Source organism: Haloferax sp. SDI50 (assembly GCF_059802635.1).
Genome location: NZ_JBPULL010000001.1, coordinates 1,587,479 through 1,605,431, shown reverse-complemented (window position 1 = coordinate 1,605,431; position 17,953 = coordinate 1,587,479). Strand labels below are relative to the sequence as shown.

Here is a 17,953-nt window from a genome sequence, read left to right as displayed (position 1 = left end):
GGGCCCGACACGTCGCCGGCGCGGTCGCCGTCGCGTCGCAGTCGCCGTCGTCGCCATCTCGTCGTCGCGTCACCGTCACCGGCCACAGTTGCCGGCTGACGAAACCGAATTCGGTTTCGGAGCCGCGTGCGGACCGAAGACGTGTTGTGCCTACGGGGGTAACTCACACCCAATGAGAGTGCAGGAGTCGTACCCCGTCGACGTCGACGCCATCCGCGCGGATTTTCCCATCCTCCAGCGGAAGGTCGGCGGCGACATCTCGACGCCGGGTGAGCACGACGACGACGACACGCCGCTCGTCTACCTCGACAACGCCGCGACGAGCCACACGCCGGAGCAGGTCGTCGACGCCATCGTCGACTACTACCACGGCTACAACTCGAACGTCCACCGCGGCATCCACCACCTGAGCCAGGAGGCCTCCGTCGCCTACGAGAACGCCCACGACCGCGTCGCGGAGTTCATCGGCGCGTCCGGCGGCCGCGAGGAGGTCGTCTTCACGAAGAACACAACCGAGTCGATGAACCTCGTCGCCTACGCGTGGGGCCTCGACGAACTCGGCCCGGGCGACTCGGTCGTCATGACCGAGATGGAACACCACGCCTCGCTGGTCACGTGGCAGCAAATCGCCAAGAAGACCGGCGCCGAGGTGCGCTACATCCGCGTCGACGACGACGGCCGCCTCGACATGGAGCACGCGAAGGAGCTCATCGACGACTCCACGAAGATGGTCTCGGTCGTCCACGTCTCGAACACGCTCGGGACCGTCAACCCGGTTTCCGAACTCGCGGACATGGCCCACGAGGTCGGCTCGTACATCTTCGTCGACGGCGCGCAGTCGGTCCCGACCCGCCCCGTCGACGTGGAGGCCATCGACGCCGACTTCTTCGCCTTCTCGGGCCACAAGATGTGCGGCCCGACCGGCATCGGCGCGCTCTACGGCAAGCGCGACATCCTCGACGAGATGGGGCCGTACCTCTACGGCGGCGAGATGATTCGGAGCGTCACCTACGAGGACTCCACGTGGGAGGACCTGCCGTGGAAGTTCGAGGCCGGCACGCCGCCCATCGCGCAGGGCGTCGGCTTCGCCGCGGCCGTCGACTACCTCGACGATATCGGCATGGAGAACGTCCAGGCCCACGAGGAACTGCTCGCGGAGTACGCCTACGACCGCCTCAGCGAGTTCGACGACATCGAGATTTACGGCCCGCCGGGCGACGACCGCGGCGGCCTCGTCGCGTTCAACCTCGACAGCGTCCACGCCCACGACCTCTCGAGCATCCTCAACGAGCAGGGCGTCGCCATCCGCGCGGGCGACCACTGTACCCAGCCGCTCCACGACAAACTCGGCGCAGCGGCCTCGACGCGGGCGTCGTTCTACATCTACAACACGAGAGAGGAAGTCGACGCGCTGGTCGACGCCATCGACGCCGCTCGCGAACTGTTCGCCTGAGTAGTCCGTTTTTCGCGGTATCTGGGGCGAGGTCGCCCCAATACATTTGTCCCGCTGACACGTCGTCGGAGCGTATGCTTCAATCGCTGACCGGCTTCCTCGTCGAGACGCTCCGGGAGACCGTCTCGGAGTTCGGGACGGCGGTGCAGGACGCCGCGCCGAAGGTGCTCACGGCGGTCGTCTTCCTCGCGCTCGCCTACGTCGGCATCAAGGCGATACTGTTCGTCGTCCGCGGCGTGCTCGACGGGCTGTACCCCGAAGAACAGGACCTCGTGGTCGAACTCGGCGTCGCCGTCGCGGGCGCGTTCCTCTGGTTCGGCGCGGCGCTCGCGCTGTTGAACATCGTCGGCATGACCGAGGTCGCGGCGAGCCTCGGCACCGCGACCGGCTTCATCGCGCTGGGCGTCTCCTACGCGCTGTCGAACATGATAGCCGACACGGTGGCGGGCGTCTACCTGCTTCGGGACCCCGATTTCAACCCCGGCGACCGGGTGAAAGCCGACCCGGTGACGGGGACGGTCAGCGCCATCGAACTCCGGAAGACGCGCTTCGAGAGCGACGAGGGCGACACCGTCGTCGTGGCCAACCGCGACGTCGAAAAGAAGTGGACGAAGTACGACGCGACCGCGGCCGGAGACGCGGCGGCGACGGACGCGACGTAGGCGGTGAATTCGGCCGAATCGCCGGCCCCGGAATCCTTTTACGGCGCTCGGGCGTAGCCCCGACGAACACCAATGGGCATTGGCTCAGACATGTATCGTCAGCAGATAATGGACCACTACAAGAACCCCCGGAACCACGGTCGGCTGGAGTCGCCGACGTTCACCCACACCGGGGAGAACCCCTCCTGCGGCGATACGATTACGATGGACGTGCAGCTCGCCGACGACGGCGAGACCATAGAGCGCGTCGCGTTCTCCGGCGATGGCTGCGCCATCAGCCAGGCGTCCGCGAGCATGCTCACCCAGCGACTGCCGGGCACGACGCTCTCGGAGCTGGAAGCGATGGACACCGACGACATCACCGAGATGCTCGGCGTCGACATCTCGCCGATGCGCATCAAGTGCGCCGTCCTCGCGCGACAGGTCGCACAGGACGGCGCGAAGATTCACGACGGCGAGATAGAAATCGAGCGGACGAAGACCGAAGACGGCGACGACTGAGCCGACTTCGGCCGACGGCGGCAGGCGAACCGAACGCGATTCGAGCTGTGCGGTTCGAGCTATTCTTCGTCCGTCCCCGCGCCGAGCGCCGCCGCCAGCGCGACGAGGTAGCCGAGCCCCGCCTTGACCTCGGGGTCGCGAGTGGCCCGCAGGAGGCCGACCGCGCCCACGGGCGTCGCCTCCACCTCCTCCGCGTCGCCGACGGCGCGGAGCAGGCGCTTCATCCCGGCGACGGTGTCGGGGTCGGAAGCGTCGTCTGCGACTTCCGCGAGCGAGGTGCCGGTCCGCGCGAGCGACCGCACCATCTCGTCGTCGAGCGCGCCGACGCCGAGTTCGAGCACGTCGATGAGGTCGTTGACGAGGCCGAGTCGCTCGACGAGGAGCGCGACCTCCTCGGGGTTGTTCTCGATGGCCCGCACGAGTTCGTCGGGCACCTGCTGTTCTGTCGTCGTGGTTGGTTCGTGGTCCTGCATTGGTCTCACCTCAGAGCATCCCCTTGGCGGTCAGCCAGTACGATTCGTTGTACGCGTGTTTCGCCCAGTGGATGGGCTTCGACGGCTGGCGCATCGTCGCGGGCGTCTCGTAGTCGAACGAGACGAACGACGCCTCGTCGAGGCCGGTCTCGACGAAGCAGACGGTCTTGCCGTCGTACCGCTTCGTCGGCGTGCGACCCCGGACTTCCGCGGCGATGCGCTCCGCGACCGCGAAGGCCTGGAAGTGCGCCGCGCTCCCGGCTTTCGGGATGGGCAGCGCCGCCGTGTCACCGATGGCGTACACGTCCTCGGCGGCGGTCGCGCGGAGGGTCCGCTGGTCCACGTCGACCCAGCCGGCGTCACCGAGGCCGGAGTCGGTGATGAGTTCGTCACCGCGGTGCGGCGGGATGCCGACCAGTAAGTCGTAGTCCACTTCCGCACCGCTTTCCGCCGAGACGACCCGTTCGTCCGGGTCGACGGCGTCGACGACGAAGTCGGTCTCGACGCGGACGCCGCGGTCGGCCAGAATCGGGTCGGCCCACTCCGCGACCTCGGGCTTCCCGTGACTCCGCTCCATCGGGTAGGTGTAGACGAGGTCCGTGTCCTCGCGCAGCCCGCGGCTCCGGAGCCAGTCGTCCACGATGAACGTGAATTCGAGCGGCGCGGCCGGGCACATGTGGGGCGTCCCGACGACGCTCAACACGAGGCGACCGCCCTCGAACTCCGCGAGGGCGTCGCGGAGCCGTTCGGCCCCGTCGGCGCTGTAGAAGTGGTGTGCGCCCTGCCGGAAGCCGGGGACTGCGTCGGGGTCGAGCTTCGCGCCGGTCGCGAGGACGAGCGTGTCGTACTCGATGACCTCGTCGCCGTCCTGACAGTAGAGGCGCGTTTCGTCGGTGTCGACCCGGCGGACGCGGTTGGTGACGAGGTTCACCCGCTCGTCGACGAGCTCCCGCAGGTCGCGGACGCCGTCGTCCGGCTCCGCGAGTCCGAACGGCACGTACAAGAACACCGGCTTGTAGACGTGTTTCGTATCGTCGGAGACCAGCGTTACCTCCACGTCGCCGTCGTCTATCTCCGACGCGAGTTCCTCGGCGAGACGGTTCGAAACCACCGTTCCACCCGTGCCACCGCCAACGACTACGATTCGGTTCGTCATGGAGTTCACCTACCTAAACGGTGGGCCGCCAACGGAATAGTATTGCAAGCTATTTCCAACATTATGAGAACCAAGCGGCGGTGCAGCCGCTCGGGGCGACGGGGGAAAGGGAGAATGTGGGTGGGAAGGAGGTGCGTGGGGGAACGGGTGACCGTGGAGTCGTGTAAACCGAAGCGGCCAAGCGACCGACCGAGTGATTGAGTGGCCGACCGACCGAGCGTCGGCTTACTCGGGCTTGAGACCGGCGTCCTGCACGCGCATGATGGCCTCGCCGTCAGCGAGGTTCGGCGCGTCCACGAGGCGGACGATACGCTTGTCGCCCTTGGACTTGCGGAGGTAGATGCGGAACGTCGACGTGTGGCCGAGGATGTTGCCACCGATGGGCTGGGTCGGGTCGCCGAAGTAGGAGTCGGGGTTCGACGCGACCTGATTCGTCACGAGGATGCCCGTGTTGAACAGGTCGCCGATGCGCATCAGGTCGTGGAGGTGCTTGTTGAGCTTCTGCTGGCGCTCTGCGAGTTCGCCGCGGCCGACGTACTCGGCGCGGAAGTGAGCGGTGAGCGAGTCGACACAGAGGAGGCGGACCGGCCATTCGGTGTCCTCGTGCTCGCCGGCGAGCTCCTTGGCCTTCTCGGCGAGGAGAATCTGATGGTTGGAGTTGAACGCCTTGGCGACGTGAATCTTGTCGAGGAAGTCGTCGACGAGCGCCTTCATGGTCTCCTCGTCGTCGATGGAGCCCTCCATCCCGCGGTCTTCGAGCGTCGCTTCGAGCGCCTCGTCTTCGAGCCCGCGGACCATGTCGTCGATACGCTCGGGGCGGAACGTGTCCTCGGAGTCGATGAAGATACAGCCGCCGCCGAGGCCGCCCTGTTCGGGCGGAAGCTGGACGTTGACCGCGAGCTGGTGGGTTACCTGGGACTTCCCGGCACCGAACTCACCGTACACCTCGGTGATGGACTGCGTTTCGAGGCCGCCGCCGAGGAGTTCGTCTACCTCGTCGATCTGCCAGCTCAGCTTACCGATCTGCTGGCGTCGTTCGAGGACCATGGAACCGGTCTCGAAGCCGCCCACGTCGGCCGCGTCGCGGGCCGCGTTGATGATGTCGGAGGCCGTGCTGGAGCCGATGTCGGCCTTGTTCGACAGTTCGCCGGGGCTGGCGACCGCGATGGACTGATAGCTGTCGTAGCCGGTGTCTGTGAGTTTGTCGGCCGTCGCCGGGCCGACGCCGGGGAGACTTTCGAGGTCGTCTTCTGCCATACCCAGTCGTTCCGCCTATACCCTCATAAACCCTCGTTAACAGCAAGGTGAAAGTGAAACCGAGGGACGTGGTGGGGTCGGCAATCGGGCCGGTGCGGAGATTCAAGGGCGATATCGCGAGGACAGGGACGGACGGGAGAGAGACTGGGTCGGCTCCGAACTCGGCTGAGAGCGCGGGCTGGCGCGGAAGTAAAATCGAACAGAAAGGGAAGGGGTCGGGGGCTGACGACGAGAGCGTCAGGTGCGACGGGCGAGCGCGGTCACTCCCACGGGTGGCCGTTCCGCGTCGATGGCCACAGCGGGTACCAGTAGCTCTCGTCGCCTTCGATTTCTAGTTCGCCGTCGAGGACGGATTCGAGTTTGAATTCGAGGCTCTGGTTCCGCGACGAGGTTCCCTGCGGGGCGAAGGGGTAGTACGCCCCGCGGCGGAACGAGTAAATCCAGTAGGCGCGGTCGCCGTCGCGCTCGAAACCAAACAGGGCTGCGAGCAGGCGCGACCCGTAGCCGCGCTCGATGAACTCGTCGGCGGCGAAGTGGACGCTCGTCACGAGGTCCTCGGGGTCGTCGTCGGCGAGGACGACCCAGTTGTAGCCGTGGCCATCGGTGTGGCGGCTGAACTCGGTGCCGGTCTCCTCGCTCCCGGCGGTGAGAATGTCCTCCACGGCGTCGACGGTGTCCGCGAAGTCGGTGCTGTCGACGGAGGAGAAACACAGCGCCGCCTCGTCGGCCGAGTCGAATCGGAGGTCCGCCTCCATCGTCAGGTACGCCGTGCTCATCCCGAAGAGGTCCTCGGGGTCCGCTTTCGTGGTCGCGTCGGACTCGGCGCTGATGCCGAGCACGGCGCGGAATGAATCGAACAGCCCCATCGGCGCTTAGACGGTCTCCATCTCGCGCTCCATGTCGCGGAGGCGCTCGACGCGGTTCTCGGTGGAGGGGTGAGTGCTGAACAGGCGACCGATGAAGTCGGACTTGATGGGGATGATGAAGAACGCGTTCATCTCCGAGGAGTCGCGCATGTCGCGCTTCGGGACGTTGTCCATCCGGCCCGAAATCTTGAGCAGCGCGGACGCCAGCGCCGAGGGACGGCCGGTGATAACGGCGGCCCCGCGGTCGGCGGCGTACTCGCGGTACCGCGAGAGCGCCCGAATCAGGAGATACGAGATAATCCAGACGACGAGCGACGCGATGATGGCGACGATGACCGGCGCGTTCTGGCGGTTGTCGTCGCCGCCGAAGAACCAGCCCCAGCGGACGATGAGGAAGGCGATGCTGGAGAGGAACGACGCGATGGTCATGACCATCACGTCGCGGTTCTTCACGTGCGCGAGTTCGTGGGCGATGACGCCCTCCAGTTCGTCGTCGTCGAGGGTGTCCATCAGGCCGGTCGTGACGCAGACGGCCGAACTCTTCTGGGAGCGCCCCGTCGCGAAGGCGTTCGGGACGCGGGTGTCTGCGATGGCGACCTTCGGCTTCGGGAGGTCGGCCTGCTGGGAGAGGCGACCGACCATCGCGTGGAGCTTTCGGGCCTGCGGGCCGTCGTCCTCGTCGACGACGCTCGCGCCCATGCTGTACAGCGCGATTTTGTCGCTGAAGAAGAACTGCGCGAAGAGGAAGACGCCCATGAACCCGGCCATGACGGCGAGGCTCTGGAAGTAGGCGAACAACACCCCCGCGAAGACGATGTAGAGGGCGAACAGGAGGAACATCGTGAGCGCCATCCGCCCCCGAAGTCCCCAGTCCGGTTTCCAGTTCATACCACCTGATTAGTAATCCGGCTAATAAACGCTGTTGGAGTGCGAAGCTGTCGCATACGACCACCCGAATCGTGAAGAATCGGGATATATCGTTTTGCCGCGGGAGCGCGTAGTTCCGGGTGACATGTTCGCCGATAGGGAAGACGCGGGCCGCCGGCTGGCGGACCTGCTCGACGAGCGAGAAGAGACGGCGGACCTCGTGTTGGCCATCCCGCGGGGCGGCCTCCCCGTCGGCGGGGAGGTCGCAGACCGCCTCAGAGCGCCGCTCGACGTAGTGGTCGCCTCCAAGGTCGGCGCGCCGGACAACCCCGAACTCGCCGTGGGGGCGGTCGCCGGCGACGGGAGCGCGTGGTGGAACGAGGACCTGCTTTCGTACCTCGACGTGGGCGACGACTACCTCGACCGCGAGCGCGAGCGCGAGGCCGCGGCGGCCAGAGAGAAGGTGTCGCTGTACCGCGGCGGCGACCCGCTTCCCGACGTGGCCGAAAAGCGCGTGGTCGTCGTCGACGACGGCGTCGCCACGGGTGCGACTGCCCGGGCGTGCCTGCGGCAGGTCGTCGCCGGCGGCGCTGAGCGCGTCGTCCTCGCGGTCCCGGTCGGCCCCCCGAACACCCTCTCGGAACTCGAAGCCGAGTGCGACGCGGTCGTCGCGGTCGAGTCGCCGGAGGCGTTCGGGGCCGTCGGTGCGTTCTACCGCGACTTCGCGCAGGTGTCCGACGAGGAGGCCGCGACGTACCTGCGCGATGGGGGCGGCGGCGCGCCGTGACGCCGAACTTAAGCGGTCGAACGGACTAGAGCCGTCAATGAGCGAATCCCGCGACTTCTGCCCTCGGTGCGGCGACCCGGTTCCGGAGCGACCGGAACCGCTCCCCGGGATGCCGCGCGAGCGCGACGACGTGCTCTGCGACTCGTGTTACTTCGAGGACTTCGACCTCGTGGACGCGCCCGACGAAGTGCAGGTCCGCGTCTGCGCGCAGTGCGGCGCGATTCATCGGGGCAACCGGTGGGTCGACGTCGGCGCGCGCGACTACACCGACATCGCCATCGAGGAGGTATCGAACTCTCTGGGCGTCCACCTCAACGCCGAGGAGGTCCGCTGGGGCGTCGAACCCGAGCAGGTCGACGAGAACAACATCCGGATGCACTGTCACTTCTCGGGCGTCGTCCGCGGCACGCCGCTGGAGGAGTCCGTCGTCGTCCCGGTGAGCATCGCCCGCGAGACGTGCCAGCGCTGCGGCCGCATCGCCGGCGGCTACTTCGCCAGCCTCGTGCAGGTCCGCGCCGACGACCGGACGCCGACGACCGAGGAGGCCGAGACGGCCATCGAAATCGCCGAGTCCTACATCGCGGAACGCGAGGACAAAGGCGACCGCAACGCCTTCATCACCGAGGTGAACCGGACGCCTGACGGCCCGAACATCAAGATATCGACCAACCAGATGGGAAGCGGCGTCGCGAAGCAGATTCGCGAGCGCTTCGGCGGCACCATAGAGGAGCACCCGACGCTCGTCACGGAGGACGGCGACGGCAACGAGGTCTACCGCGTCACGTTCGTCGCCCGCCTGCCGCGGTACACCGCCGGCGACGTCATCGACCCCGAAGACGGCGACGGCCCGGTGCTCGTGCGGAGCAACCGCGGCCGACTCAAGGGAACGCGTCTCACCTCCGGCGACACCTACGAGTCAGAGTTCGAGGAGGGCGAGCGACCCGAGGCCGAGGACCTCGGCTCCGTCGAGGACGCAGCAGAGACCACCGTCGTCACCGTCGAGGACGAACACGCCGTGCAGGTGCTCGACCCCGAGACGTACGAGGCGAAGACCATCCCGCGGCCGGACTACTTCGACCCCGACGCGTCGATGGTGCCGGTCCTCAAAAGCCCGTCGGGACTGCACATCCTCCCCGAGGAAGTCGTCGACGACGACGAGGAGTAAGCGAAAAGCAGCGAGGAGAGGGGCAGAGTACGCCGAAATCGTCGTTTTCTGTTTGTACGACTCGCGGTCCGAGCCAGCGAGAGCGCCCAGAGAGCAGTCGCTAAGAAACGGGCGATAATCGAACGACGAAGCAGAATCAGTCGGCGCTGGCCGGCCGGTCCGCCGAGAGGGACGCGGCCGGAGCGTCGTCTTCGTGCACGGGCACACCGTGGCGCTGGAGGGCGAGGAGCAGGTCGTCTTCGGAGTAGCCGGAGCGAGCGGCCGCCTGCGAGAGTGTGAGTGCCCCACTACGATACAGTGTCATCGCCGTGGCGAGTGCGTTGGTGTGCATGACCGATACTCCACCATTCAGGGGCATTGGTGTTAACTATTTCGTGAGAAAGCGTATCAAAGACAAAGTTAGTGGAAATATAGCTTTACAAACGTTGCGCTATTCCCTGTCTACATCTCTTAAACGGTTAAACGCATTAACAATCATTGAGGAAACGTGGCGGAGGCGGCGACTCTCCTGGACACTATGGCGATTTTTGCCGGACAAACGAGATGTGATGGCATGACATCGTGAGGATGTCACCGACTGTCGGGCGGGGTTATCACTCGTGGGAATCGGTTCAGAAACGTTAATTACCGGCCGACCGACCCACGCCCATGGACAGACAGCAGTTCCTCGCGCTGACGCTCGTCGCGCTCATGATCGGGTCGTCGCTGTTCTCCGCGGCCGCGTTCGTCCTGTAATCACTCGCCCCACACGTCGGAAAGCGGGTGATTGCTCCGGCCGCTGTCGTCAGCGCTCCCGTCCGAGCCACCGGTCTCGCGGCTGTCGGAACCACCGGACGACGTACCGCCGGAGCCGCTCGCGCGACTCCCAGCGGACCCCGAACCGCGAGTCGAGTCGCGCCGCGAGCCAGAATCCGCACCCGACGCTCCGGCCGACCGACCCGTCGAGCCGCCGAGATTCGCGGTCCCGCCGGTTGCGTTGCCCGCGTTGCTCCCGCGGCCGCCCGCCGCGACGGGGTCGAACTCGGGGAGATCGGGTTTCGTCATCCGGTCGACCTGCGCCGCGAACCAGTCGGGCATGTCCGTCCGCGTCTTGTCGAACAGTTGGAGCAGACTGCTGTCGGCGACGTACGTGTCGCCGTGGTCGTCGGGCGCGCGCACGACCCGGCCGCAGGCCTGAATCACGGTTCGGAGGGCGGCGCGGCGGTACCACGCCCACTGGCCGTCTTCGAGGCGGCGGGCGACTCTGGAGTCGTTCGTGTTGAGATACGGCGCTTTGCAGAGCACCTGCCAGCGACAGAGGTCGCCGTTCAAGTCCAGCGCCTCCTCCATTTTCACCGAGAGGAACACCTCCGGGCGGTCGGTCGCCTTCCACGTCTCCAGTTCCGCGTTTCGGTCGTCGCGGTCGTGGCCGCGGACGCGGTTGCCGAGGCCCATCTCGGCGAGTCGGCGGCGAAGCTCCGCCTGAATCGCATACGAGTGGCAGTGAATCAACCCCTTCTCGTCGGGGTGTTTCGCCATCAGGCGAACGACGAGGCGGGCGATTTTGGGCAGCGTCTCGTCGCGGTGCTCGTAGGTCATCTTCCCCTGCGTCACGTCGTACAGCGGCCGGTTCTCGACGGGGAAGGTGTGTTCGACATCCACGAGCGCGACCTTCGAGGGGTCGAGGCCGACAGAGCGGCAGAACGCCGCCTTGTTGAGGATGGTCGCCGACAGGAGCGCGAACTTGTTTCCGCGGTCCCAGACGGTGTGTTTGAGGTACTTCGCGGGGTCGAGCGGCTTGATGGCGATGGGCGACCCCTCGCCGTCGTGCTGGTCGACGACCCACGTCGTCGGGCTCTGGGGGTCGCGGTAGTCCTCCACGAACCAGTTCAGCTCGCCGATGAGCTCCTGTAAGCGGTCTCGGCGGGCAGCCTCCTCGGGCGTTAGTTCGGACTTCGTCAGCAGCTCGTCTTTCTCGCGCTTGCAGACGCCGACGAGCGTCTCCGCGAAGCGCGAGGCGCGTTCGACGGGGTCGCCCGCGGCCGTCACGTCTGGGACGCCGATGTCGTCCCACACCGGGACGGTCCGAGGCTTCAGGTCGATGGTCGCGTACATCTCGGCCCACTCGGCCAGCCCGTGGGCCTCGTCGACGACGACCACGTCGCGCTTTCGGAACACGTCGGAGCCGGCGGTCTGCATGAAGTACGCGAGCGTCATCGCCGCGATTTGGCGGTTCGAGGCGATGGCGCGGTCGGAGAAGTACGGACACCGGTGCCGGACCGAGCAGTCGAAGCCGCGCTTGCGGGCGCAGGGGGCGCGGTCGACCGGCGTGTCTTCCTCCCCGCGGATGATGCAGTTGTAGTTGGACTTGCCGCGGATTATCTTCAGGTCCGAAAGCAGGTCGTCTTCGGCCACGTCGTCCAGTTGCGACACCTGCGGGGTCGTGTAGTAGGCGTCGGTCGCCTGCGCGGGCGAGGTCTCGTCGACGGTCGCCGCCGACCCGGCGATGGCGCGGGCGAGAAGCGACTTGCCGCTTCCGGTCGGCGCGCGGACTAAGACCACGTCATTGCCGTCGGCGAAGGCGTCGCGGATGTCGCGCAGGGCCTGTTCCTGCGCGCCGCGGAAACTGGGGGCCGGAAACGAGTCGATGATGCGCGACGGGTCCACGGTCGATGGAGTTCTCGGACGGGCCTAAATCCACCGCTCCGGGGTGCAGTCGTGTCCGAGACGGCTCGACGAAACGCGGGTCTAAAGCGCCGCCACGTCCTCAGCCGTCGGTTCGCGGTCGCCCGGGAGTCGCTCCATGCAGTCGAAACAGAGGAAGTGTTCGGAGCCGTCGACGAGTTCCAGCGTCATCCCGCCGGACGATGAGGTGGGGAAGTTCCAGAGGTCGCCGATGCCGCCGGCGATGCGGACGCCCTTCCCGCAGGCGTCGCACGGTTCGGAGGTCATGGGGGAACCGAAGAGCCGAGGCGGCAAAAGCGCCCCGCCGCGTCGGCGGAAACGTAATCGGCCGACTCCAGCGACCCGCCGGGAGATTCTTGTCGGCTGGCGTATAACTTTCGTGGCATGCGCGTCGACTGCGAAGGCTGTGCCGGCTGCTGTATCGATTGGCGACCGGTCGCGCCGGCCGCGCTCGACCACGAGCGTCGCGGGCCGCGCGCGCCGCTCGACGACACCTACAACCTCGTCCCGCTGACCCGCGACGAGGTTCGCGACTTCGTCGAGGCCGGGTTCGGCAATGCTCTCTCCCCGCGGCTGTGGGAAGCGCCGCCGGGCGAGGGCGTCGAAATCGACGGCGTCGAACTCGCGGCCGTCGACGGGAAGCCGGCCTTTTTCGTCGGCATGCGCAAGCCGCCGAAGCCCGTCGCGCCGTTCGGACTGGAACGGACGTGGCTCCGCGCCTGCGCGTTTCTCGACCCCGAAACCCTCCAGTGCCGCATCCACGACACCGAGTTCTATCCCGACGAGTGCGCCGAGTACCCCGGGCACAACCTCGTCCTCGAACAGGAGACCGAGTGCGAGCGCGTCGAGCGACACCACGGCGGCGAGCGCCTGCTCGACGACGCGGCCCCGGACGACCTTCACGGCCTGCTCCTCGGTCCCCACGCCCTCGGCGCGAAACTGTTCGTCCACCCCGAGCCCGAGCGATTGGCGGGGACTATCGACCACCTCAAACACCGCGAACTGACGCCCGAAGACCGCGCGGAGTTCGTCGGCGTCGCGGTCGGGTCGCACCCCGGTTCGACCGAGGTGGACGACGACCGCGCCTCGCGGGCGCGTGCGAAGACGCTCGAAAGCGAGTCGTGGGCGGGCGAAGCGGTCGCCGCGTGGGACGCGGTCGCCGGTCGCCTCGGGAGCGCGGCCGACGACGCGCCCGACCCCGACGAGGTCGAAGTCGCTCGCGGCGCGCCCGAAACTCCCGGCTGGGACGCGGTTCGCGACGACGGCTGAGTCGCGGGCGGTAGGATGGCGGGGCGACGAGCGACGGCCGGGCCGCGGGCAGTCGGTGGTCGGTGGGGCGGGCGATACGTTAACATCGTGAGCGGCGCTATCGTATGGCATGAAAGTGCTCGTGACCGGTGCGACCGGGTTCGTCGGCCGGCACCTCGTGCCCCTCCTCCTCGACGCCGACCACGACGTGGTCGTCTTCGTCCGCGACGCGGCGCGCTACGACGGTCCGCCCGGCGTGGCGGTGGTCGAGGGCGACATCTTCGAACCGGCGACGCTCGACCCCGCGATGGTGGGGGTGGACGCGGCGTACTACCTCATCCACTCGATGCACGCCGGCGGCGACTTCGAGGCGCGCGACCGGCTCGCCGCCCGCAACTTCGTGGACGCCGCCGAGTCCGCCGGCGTCGGTCGAATCGTCTACCTCGGCGGCCTCGGCGAGGACCGCGACCAACTCTCGGCGCATCTGCGGTCGCGCCGCGAGGTCGAACACATTCTCGCGTCGGGCGCGCCCGCACTCACGACGCTCCGGGCGGCCATCATCGTCGGCGCGGGGAGCGCGAGCTTCGAGATGGTCCGCCAGCTCGCCACGCGCCTGCCGGTCATGGTGACGCCGCAGTGGGTCGAGACGCGGTGTCAGCCCGTTGCCATCGCGGACGTGGTCGCCTACCTCGCGGGCGTCCTCGACCACCCCGAGACGGCGGGCGAGACCTACGAAATCGGCGGGCCGGACGTGCTCACCTACCGGGAGATGCTCCAGCGCGTCGGCGCGCAGTTGGGCCACGCGCCCCGAATCGTCCCCGTGCCCGTGTTGACGCCGCGGCTCTCGTCGTACTGGATTGGCCTCGTGACCGACGTGGACACGGGCGTCGCCCGCCCGCTCATCGAGGGGCTGAAAAACCCCGTCGTCGTGAGCGACGACCGTATCCGCGACATCGTCGCGGTGGACGAGACGCCGTTCGACGCCGCGGTCGAGCGGGCGCTCCGCGAGGAGCGCGAGCAGCGGGAGAAAACGGTGGAACCGGCGTCGACGACCCCGACGTGAGCGGGACTCGAACCGCCCGCCCGCGCGCCCCGCGCGCCCCGAGCGTCCCGAGCGCGGCGGCGATTGATATACCGCGGGGCCGTAGGAACGGGACATGAACGACGCCCCGGAGTACGGCGAGACGTGGGTGTACGAGAGCATCGTCGGCGCGCTCCCGGGCGTGAACATCGGTGAGTCGGGCGCTATCACCCTCCAAATCGCCGTTTTCGAGGTCGCGGTGCTCGTCTTCGCGTGGGTGTACGACCTGTGGGCCGCGGCGGTCGCGGGCACCGCGGCCATCGTCGTCGCTGCCGCGGGGAGCGTCGTGATGCTCCGCATGGGTGAGTGGACCCGCGCCGCGAGAGTGCCCGCGCCCTATCGACGCCTGCTGTTCGGGTCGAGCATCGAGGTCGTGCTGGGCGTGCTCGCGTTCGTCGCGCTCGTGACGCATCTGTTCGTCTTCGACCCGCGACAGCCGGGGACGCCGCTCATGACGACGCTGTTCGGCCCCGAGCCGCCGGTCGTGGTCGTCTACCTGACGCTGCTCGTCCTCTGGGACCTCTGTTACCGAATCGGCACGTCGTGGTGGGCGGCCGTCGTCGGCCTCTGGGGGGCCGTTCGCTACCGATTCGACGGTCCGACCGCCGAGACGGTCAGGCGAGTGAACCTCCTGAACGTCGGCTTCGCGGTCGCGCAGGTGCTGTTGCTCCCGTTCGTCGCGGACCAGCCGGTGCTGTTGCTCGCGGTCGGCGGGCACGTCGTCGCCGTGACCGTCGTCTCGGTGACGGCGGCGGCGCTAACGAGAGCGTGAGGTACGCAGGAACAGGAAGGGACGGGTCAGTCGTCGGACTTCATCCGCTTGAACTGTTCGAGCAGCGCGTCGGTCGAGTCGCCGGAGTCGTACTCGACGCTGCCGTGGTACGTCTTTCGGTCGTCGTCGGTACCGGGTTCGACTTGACTCGTCATCCGCTCGCGGCGTTCGTGTTCGGCTTCGTCGTATGCCCCCATTGACATGGTTCGACTTACCATGTGGTAGAGTACCACATATAACTATCGGAGACGTTCACAATCGTGATATTCTGGAGACAGGGGGCCGGAGCGCCGAACCGAGACTGGATGAAGCCGAAATTCGGGACTGTCGCAGGAAAGCGTAAAAACAATCGCCGAACTACACCGTGTGTGGCACGCCCGCTTCGCTTTCGTTACGCCCCCGGTCGCTGGGACGAGTCGCGCATCGGCCGCGACATCTTCCAGCCGCTCGACGCCAACCTCGGCGCTGAGATGGGTGCGCCGTGGTACGCACCGCCCGACGGCTACGAGGCCCGACGGTTCGATATGGACAACGGCGACACCGCGCTGTTCGCGTGGACCGACGACCACGCCTACTGGATAGGCAACACCGAGACACCGAGTTCGCTGTGGCGGACCGACAAGGAGGGGTTCGACGAGGCCCCCTTCGAAATCTCCCGGTGGGCCCAGCGCGAGCTCATCGCTGAACTGTTCGACCAGTCGCCGTGGCTGAAGCCCTATCCGCACCTCTCGTGGTTCTTCCTCCCCGTGTTCCTCTCGAAGGACGGCCGCGAGACGACCCGCGAGTTCTTCCACGACCACGCCGCGGGCTTCCCGGACGCGACCCGCGAGGAGGCCCTAGAGTTCTACGAGTCGTTTTTCGTCACGGGCGTCCTCGACGAGTACCGCGAGGTCATGGCCGGAAAGCTCGGCACCTCGGAGTACTTCGACCCGATACGGATGGCCGCGGCGATGGGCGAGTTCGACGTGGCGTACCTCCTCGACGACGCGGGCTACGACATCACGCCCGAAATCGCCGTGGCGACCGGCCACTCCATCGACTTCCGCGCCGAGAACACCCGCGCGGGCGGCGCGCTCATCGAGGTGACGCGCCCGCTGCCGCCGAACCGACGCTCCGTGAGCAACCCCGTCGCCGCCATCCGCGACACGGCTCAGACCAAGACCAACGGTGAAGGCCAACTCGCGGAACACGGCGGCGGCGTGACGCTGTTCGTCGACTGTTCGTCGTTCCCCGACGACGACTGGGCCGCCATCATGGGCGAACAGCCCGACGTTCGGCACCGACCGGCCGTCGTCTTCCGCCTCCGGCCGTCGGGAGCGGTCGAAGGCTACTCTAAGGGGTCGGTCCCGGTGGACCTGCCGTGGCTCACTGAGTGACGGGCGGACTCCTGTCGGCCGTCGGCTGTCGGCCGCTGCGGCCCGGAACGGCGGTGAAACGGGCGAATCAGCGAATGAACGAATCAACGAGCGAGACGAGAGCCGACGGCTCGGGAATCGCGGGTAGAAAAAATCGGAGCGAGACGAGAGCCGACCTCAGAACGAGACCATCTCTGGTCCGTTCTCACCGAGCGGGGACGGGTCGCGGTCACTGTAGTAGCGGCGACCGATTGCCTCGTGTCCGACACCGGTCAAGAGGGCGTCCCGCACGTCCTGCGGGCACGTGTACGTCTCGTCGCCGAGACGGGCCAGGATCTGTGCGACGGTCTCCTGACCGTTCTGGAGCTCGATTACTTCGTCGCCGTGACGTTGGGCGAAGTCGGTCGAGCTAATCGGGTATTCGTGGCGATCAATCGCGTCGCCGAGTCCGTTCAGGCGCATTACACCCACAACTGGACCGGCATCATTCTTAATGATTTTCCATGTATTTGATTAGTGGCATTGGAGTCCTTAATCGTCCTTAATGACGTACTGGGCGCAACGTTTGTCTCCCCCTCGCCCCGACCACGAAACATGGACGACAGCCCGCCGGTCGCGGACCTCCATCTCCACACGACCGCCTCGGACGGCCGGCTCACCATCGACGCGCTCCCCGACGCGGCCCGCGCGGGCGGGGTGGACGTGGTGGCCGTGACGGACCACGACCGCTATCACCCGGACCTCGACGCGCCGGTGGTCGAACGCGACGGCGTGACAGTCGTCCGCGGCATCGAACTGCGCGTCGACGCCGGCGACCGCCGGGTCGACCTCCTCGGGTACGGTCTCAGGGAGCGGCCCGCTCTCGTCGAGACGGTCGAACGACTCCAGCGGAACCGCGTCGAACGAGCGCGCGAAATCGTCGCGGCGGTCGAAGCGGAGACCGGAGTCCGCCTCGATATCGACATCCACGACGGCGTCGGCCGGCCGCACGTCGCCCGCGCCGTCGACGCCAGCGAGGCACCCTACGACTACCAGGGCGCGTTCGACGAACTCATCGGCGCGGACGGTCCCTGCTACGTCGCGCGCGACCTCCCGACGTTCGACGACGGCGTGGCGGCCCTGCGAGACGCCTGCGACGTGGTCGGCCTCGCACACCCGTTTCGCTACCGCGACCCCGCCGGCGCGCTCGAACTCTGTGCCGACCTCGACGCCGTCGAACGCTACTATCCCTACGGCTTCGATGTCGAGACGGACCTCGTCGAGGAGGCCGTCGAGCGCTACGGCCTGCTCGCCACGGGCGGGAGCGACGCCCACGACGAGACGCTCGGCCGCGCCGGGCCGCCGGAGACCGACTTCGCCCGGTTCGCCGCGGAGGTAGACGGTCTCTAACCGTGTTAGTCCGTGAATAACCCCGAACGTGCCGTGGGGCGTAGAGTTAAATCCTATCGGAACTGAAGGGGCGGTATGCAGTGTCACTACTGCGACCGTGAGGCCGCATACGCCGCGGAGAAAGACCACATTAAGGTCGGCCTCTGCGAGCGACACTTCCGCAAGCGGGTCGAGGAACTCGCCGAATCCGAGGAACTCGCCGCCCTGAAGGAAAAACTCGATATTAACCGAACAAAGTGACGGCCACCCCACAGCAG

Annotated in this window: 21 protein-coding genes; 11 read left to right on the top strand and 10 right to left on the bottom strand. The window is 67.2% G+C overall.

The genetic code is table 11. From position 1 onward, the window contains the following. The first annotated feature begins 178 nt into the window (after window positions 1-178). The 3 genes from sufS (at window position 179) to sufU (ending at window position 2,616) form a co-directional block, all read left to right on the top strand. A complete protein-coding gene (gene sufS / locus ACSR87_RS08255; protein ID WP_498531051.1) occupies window positions 179-1,453 on the top strand; it encodes a bifunctional cysteine desulfurase/selenocysteine lyase SufS in 1,275 nt (424 codons plus the stop codon). A gap of 74 nt (window positions 1,454-1,527) precedes the next feature. After that, the gene (locus ACSR87_RS08250) at window positions 1,528-2,115 is read left to right on the top strand and encodes a mechanosensitive ion channel domain-containing protein (protein ID WP_498530148.1); all 588 of its coding nucleotides are present in this window, start codon (window positions 1,528-1,530) and stop codon (window positions 2,113-2,115) included. 72 nt (window positions 2,116-2,187) lie between these two features. Continuing rightward, a complete protein-coding gene (gene sufU / locus ACSR87_RS08245) occupies window positions 2,188-2,616 on the top strand; it encodes a Fe-S cluster assembly sulfur transfer protein SufU (RefSeq protein WP_089777204.1) in 429 nt (142 codons plus the stop codon). Between the two features lie 59 nt (window positions 2,617-2,675). On the opposite strand, the gene ACSR87_RS08240 is transcribed toward sufU, so the two are convergent. The 5 genes from ACSR87_RS08240 to htpX form a co-directional block, all read right to left on the bottom strand. After that, the gene (locus tag ACSR87_RS08240) at window positions 2,676-3,089 is read right to left on the bottom strand and encodes a helical membrane plugin domain-containing protein (RefSeq protein WP_498530147.1); all 414 of its coding nucleotides are present in this window, start codon (window positions 3,087-3,089) and stop codon (window positions 2,676-2,678) included. Window positions 3,090-3,099: 10 nt separating this feature from the next. Then, window positions 3,100-4,245 carry an NAD(P)/FAD-dependent oxidoreductase gene (locus ACSR87_RS08235; protein WP_498530146.1) on the bottom strand — a complete coding sequence of 382 codons (1,146 nt, stop codon included), beginning with the start codon at window positions 4,243-4,245 and terminating at the stop codon, window positions 3,100-3,102. Window positions 4,246-4,470: 225 nt separating this feature from the next. Next, complete coding sequence (radA, locus tag ACSR87_RS08230; RefSeq protein ID WP_498530145.1) at window positions 4,471-5,502, bottom strand: DNA repair and recombination protein RadA; 1,032 nt, start codon at window positions 5,500-5,502, stop codon at window positions 4,471-4,473. A 260-nt stretch (window positions 5,503-5,762) separates the two neighbouring features. Further along, the gene (gene pspAB, locus ACSR87_RS08225; protein WP_498530144.1) at window positions 5,763-6,368 is read right to left on the bottom strand and encodes a PspA-associated protein PspAB; all 606 of its coding nucleotides are present in this window, start codon (window positions 6,366-6,368) and stop codon (window positions 5,763-5,765) included. 6 nt (window positions 6,369-6,374) lie between these two features. Next, window positions 6,375-7,256 carry a zinc metalloprotease HtpX gene (gene htpX, locus ACSR87_RS08220; protein ID WP_498530143.1) on the bottom strand — a complete coding sequence of 294 codons (882 nt, stop codon included), beginning with the start codon at window positions 7,254-7,256 and terminating at the stop codon, window positions 6,375-6,377. A 124-nt stretch (window positions 7,257-7,380) separates the two neighbouring features. Between htpX and ACSR87_RS08215 the strand changes: the two genes are divergently transcribed. Both ACSR87_RS08215 and ACSR87_RS08210 read left to right on the top strand, forming a co-directional pair. After that, window positions 7,381-8,022 carry a phosphoribosyltransferase gene (locus ACSR87_RS08215; RefSeq protein WP_498530142.1) on the top strand — a complete coding sequence of 214 codons (642 nt, stop codon included), beginning with the start codon at window positions 7,381-7,383 and terminating at the stop codon, window positions 8,020-8,022. A gap of 37 nt (window positions 8,023-8,059) precedes the next feature. Further along, the gene (locus tag ACSR87_RS08210; protein ID WP_498530141.1) at window positions 8,060-9,187 is read left to right on the top strand and encodes a 60S ribosomal export protein NMD3; all 1,128 of its coding nucleotides are present in this window, start codon (window positions 8,060-8,062) and stop codon (window positions 9,185-9,187) included. A 136-nt stretch (window positions 9,188-9,323) separates the two neighbouring features. Here ACSR87_RS08210 and ACSR87_RS08205 read toward each other — a convergent pair whose 3' ends face one another. The 3 genes from ACSR87_RS08205 to ACSR87_RS08195 all read right to left on the bottom strand — a co-directional run bounded on the left by ACSR87_RS08205 (window position 9,324) and on the right by ACSR87_RS08195 (window position 12,118). Then, complete coding sequence (locus tag ACSR87_RS08205; RefSeq protein WP_004045182.1) at window positions 9,324-9,518, bottom strand: DUF7317 family protein; 195 nt, start codon at window positions 9,516-9,518, stop codon at window positions 9,324-9,326. A 404-nt stretch (window positions 9,519-9,922) separates the two neighbouring features. Beyond that, window positions 9,923-11,833: a helicase C-terminal domain-containing protein gene (locus tag ACSR87_RS08200; RefSeq protein WP_498530140.1), complete on the bottom strand. Its 1,911-nt coding sequence runs from the start codon at window positions 11,831-11,833 to the stop codon at window positions 9,923-9,925. Between the two features lie 81 nt (window positions 11,834-11,914). Continuing rightward, the gene (locus ACSR87_RS08195; RefSeq protein WP_004045177.1) at window positions 11,915-12,118 is read right to left on the bottom strand and encodes a DUF7561 family protein; all 204 of its coding nucleotides are present in this window, start codon (window positions 12,116-12,118) and stop codon (window positions 11,915-11,917) included. A 117-nt stretch (window positions 12,119-12,235) separates the two neighbouring features. Between ACSR87_RS08195 and ACSR87_RS08190 the strand changes: the two genes are divergently transcribed. The 3 genes from ACSR87_RS08190 (at window position 12,236) to ACSR87_RS08180 (ending at window position 14,952) form a co-directional block, all read left to right on the top strand. Next, window positions 12,236-13,120, top strand: coding sequence for a YkgJ family cysteine cluster protein (locus ACSR87_RS08190; RefSeq protein ID WP_498530139.1), 885 nt, complete (start codon window positions 12,236-12,238; stop codon window positions 13,118-13,120). A gap of 109 nt (window positions 13,121-13,229) precedes the next feature. After that, window positions 13,230-14,162 carry an NAD(P)H-binding protein gene (locus tag ACSR87_RS08185; RefSeq protein WP_498530138.1) on the top strand — a complete coding sequence of 311 codons (933 nt, stop codon included), beginning with the start codon at window positions 13,230-13,232 and terminating at the stop codon, window positions 14,160-14,162. Window positions 14,163-14,256: 94 nt separating this feature from the next. Continuing rightward, window positions 14,257-14,952 (top strand): DUF7530 family protein, encoded by a 696-nt coding sequence (locus ACSR87_RS08180; protein ID WP_498530137.1) that lies wholly within the window; start codon window positions 14,257-14,259, stop codon window positions 14,950-14,952. 26 nt (window positions 14,953-14,978) lie between these two features. On the opposite strand, the gene ACSR87_RS08175 is transcribed toward ACSR87_RS08180, so the two are convergent. Then, the gene (locus ACSR87_RS08175) at window positions 14,979-15,155 is read right to left on the bottom strand and encodes a DUF5786 family protein (RefSeq protein ID WP_004045169.1); all 177 of its coding nucleotides are present in this window, start codon (window positions 15,153-15,155) and stop codon (window positions 14,979-14,981) included. Between the two features lie 165 nt (window positions 15,156-15,320). Between ACSR87_RS08175 and ACSR87_RS08170 the strand changes: the two genes are divergently transcribed. Continuing rightward, on the top strand, window positions 15,321-16,328 hold the full coding sequence (locus tag ACSR87_RS08170; RefSeq protein ID WP_498530136.1) for a DUF5784 family protein: 1,008 nt from the start codon (window positions 15,321-15,323) through the stop codon (window positions 16,326-16,328). 156 nt (window positions 16,329-16,484) lie between these two features. Here ACSR87_RS08170 and ACSR87_RS08165 read toward each other — a convergent pair whose 3' ends face one another. Further along, window positions 16,485-16,769: a DUF5789 family protein gene (locus tag ACSR87_RS08165; RefSeq protein WP_004045161.1), complete on the bottom strand. Its 285-nt coding sequence runs from the start codon at window positions 16,767-16,769 to the stop codon at window positions 16,485-16,487. A gap of 132 nt (window positions 16,770-16,901) precedes the next feature. On the opposite strand from ACSR87_RS08165, the gene ACSR87_RS08160 reads away from it, so the two are divergent. Further along, window positions 16,902-17,696, top strand: a complete 795-nt coding sequence (locus ACSR87_RS08160) for a PHP domain-containing protein (protein WP_498530135.1) — start codon at window positions 16,902-16,904, stop codon at window positions 17,694-17,696. 75 nt (window positions 17,697-17,771) lie between these two features. Further along, complete coding sequence (locus tag ACSR87_RS08155; RefSeq protein ID WP_004045157.1) at window positions 17,772-17,936, top strand: DUF6757 family protein; 165 nt, start codon at window positions 17,772-17,774, stop codon at window positions 17,934-17,936. Window positions 17,937-17,953 lie beyond the last annotated feature (17 nt).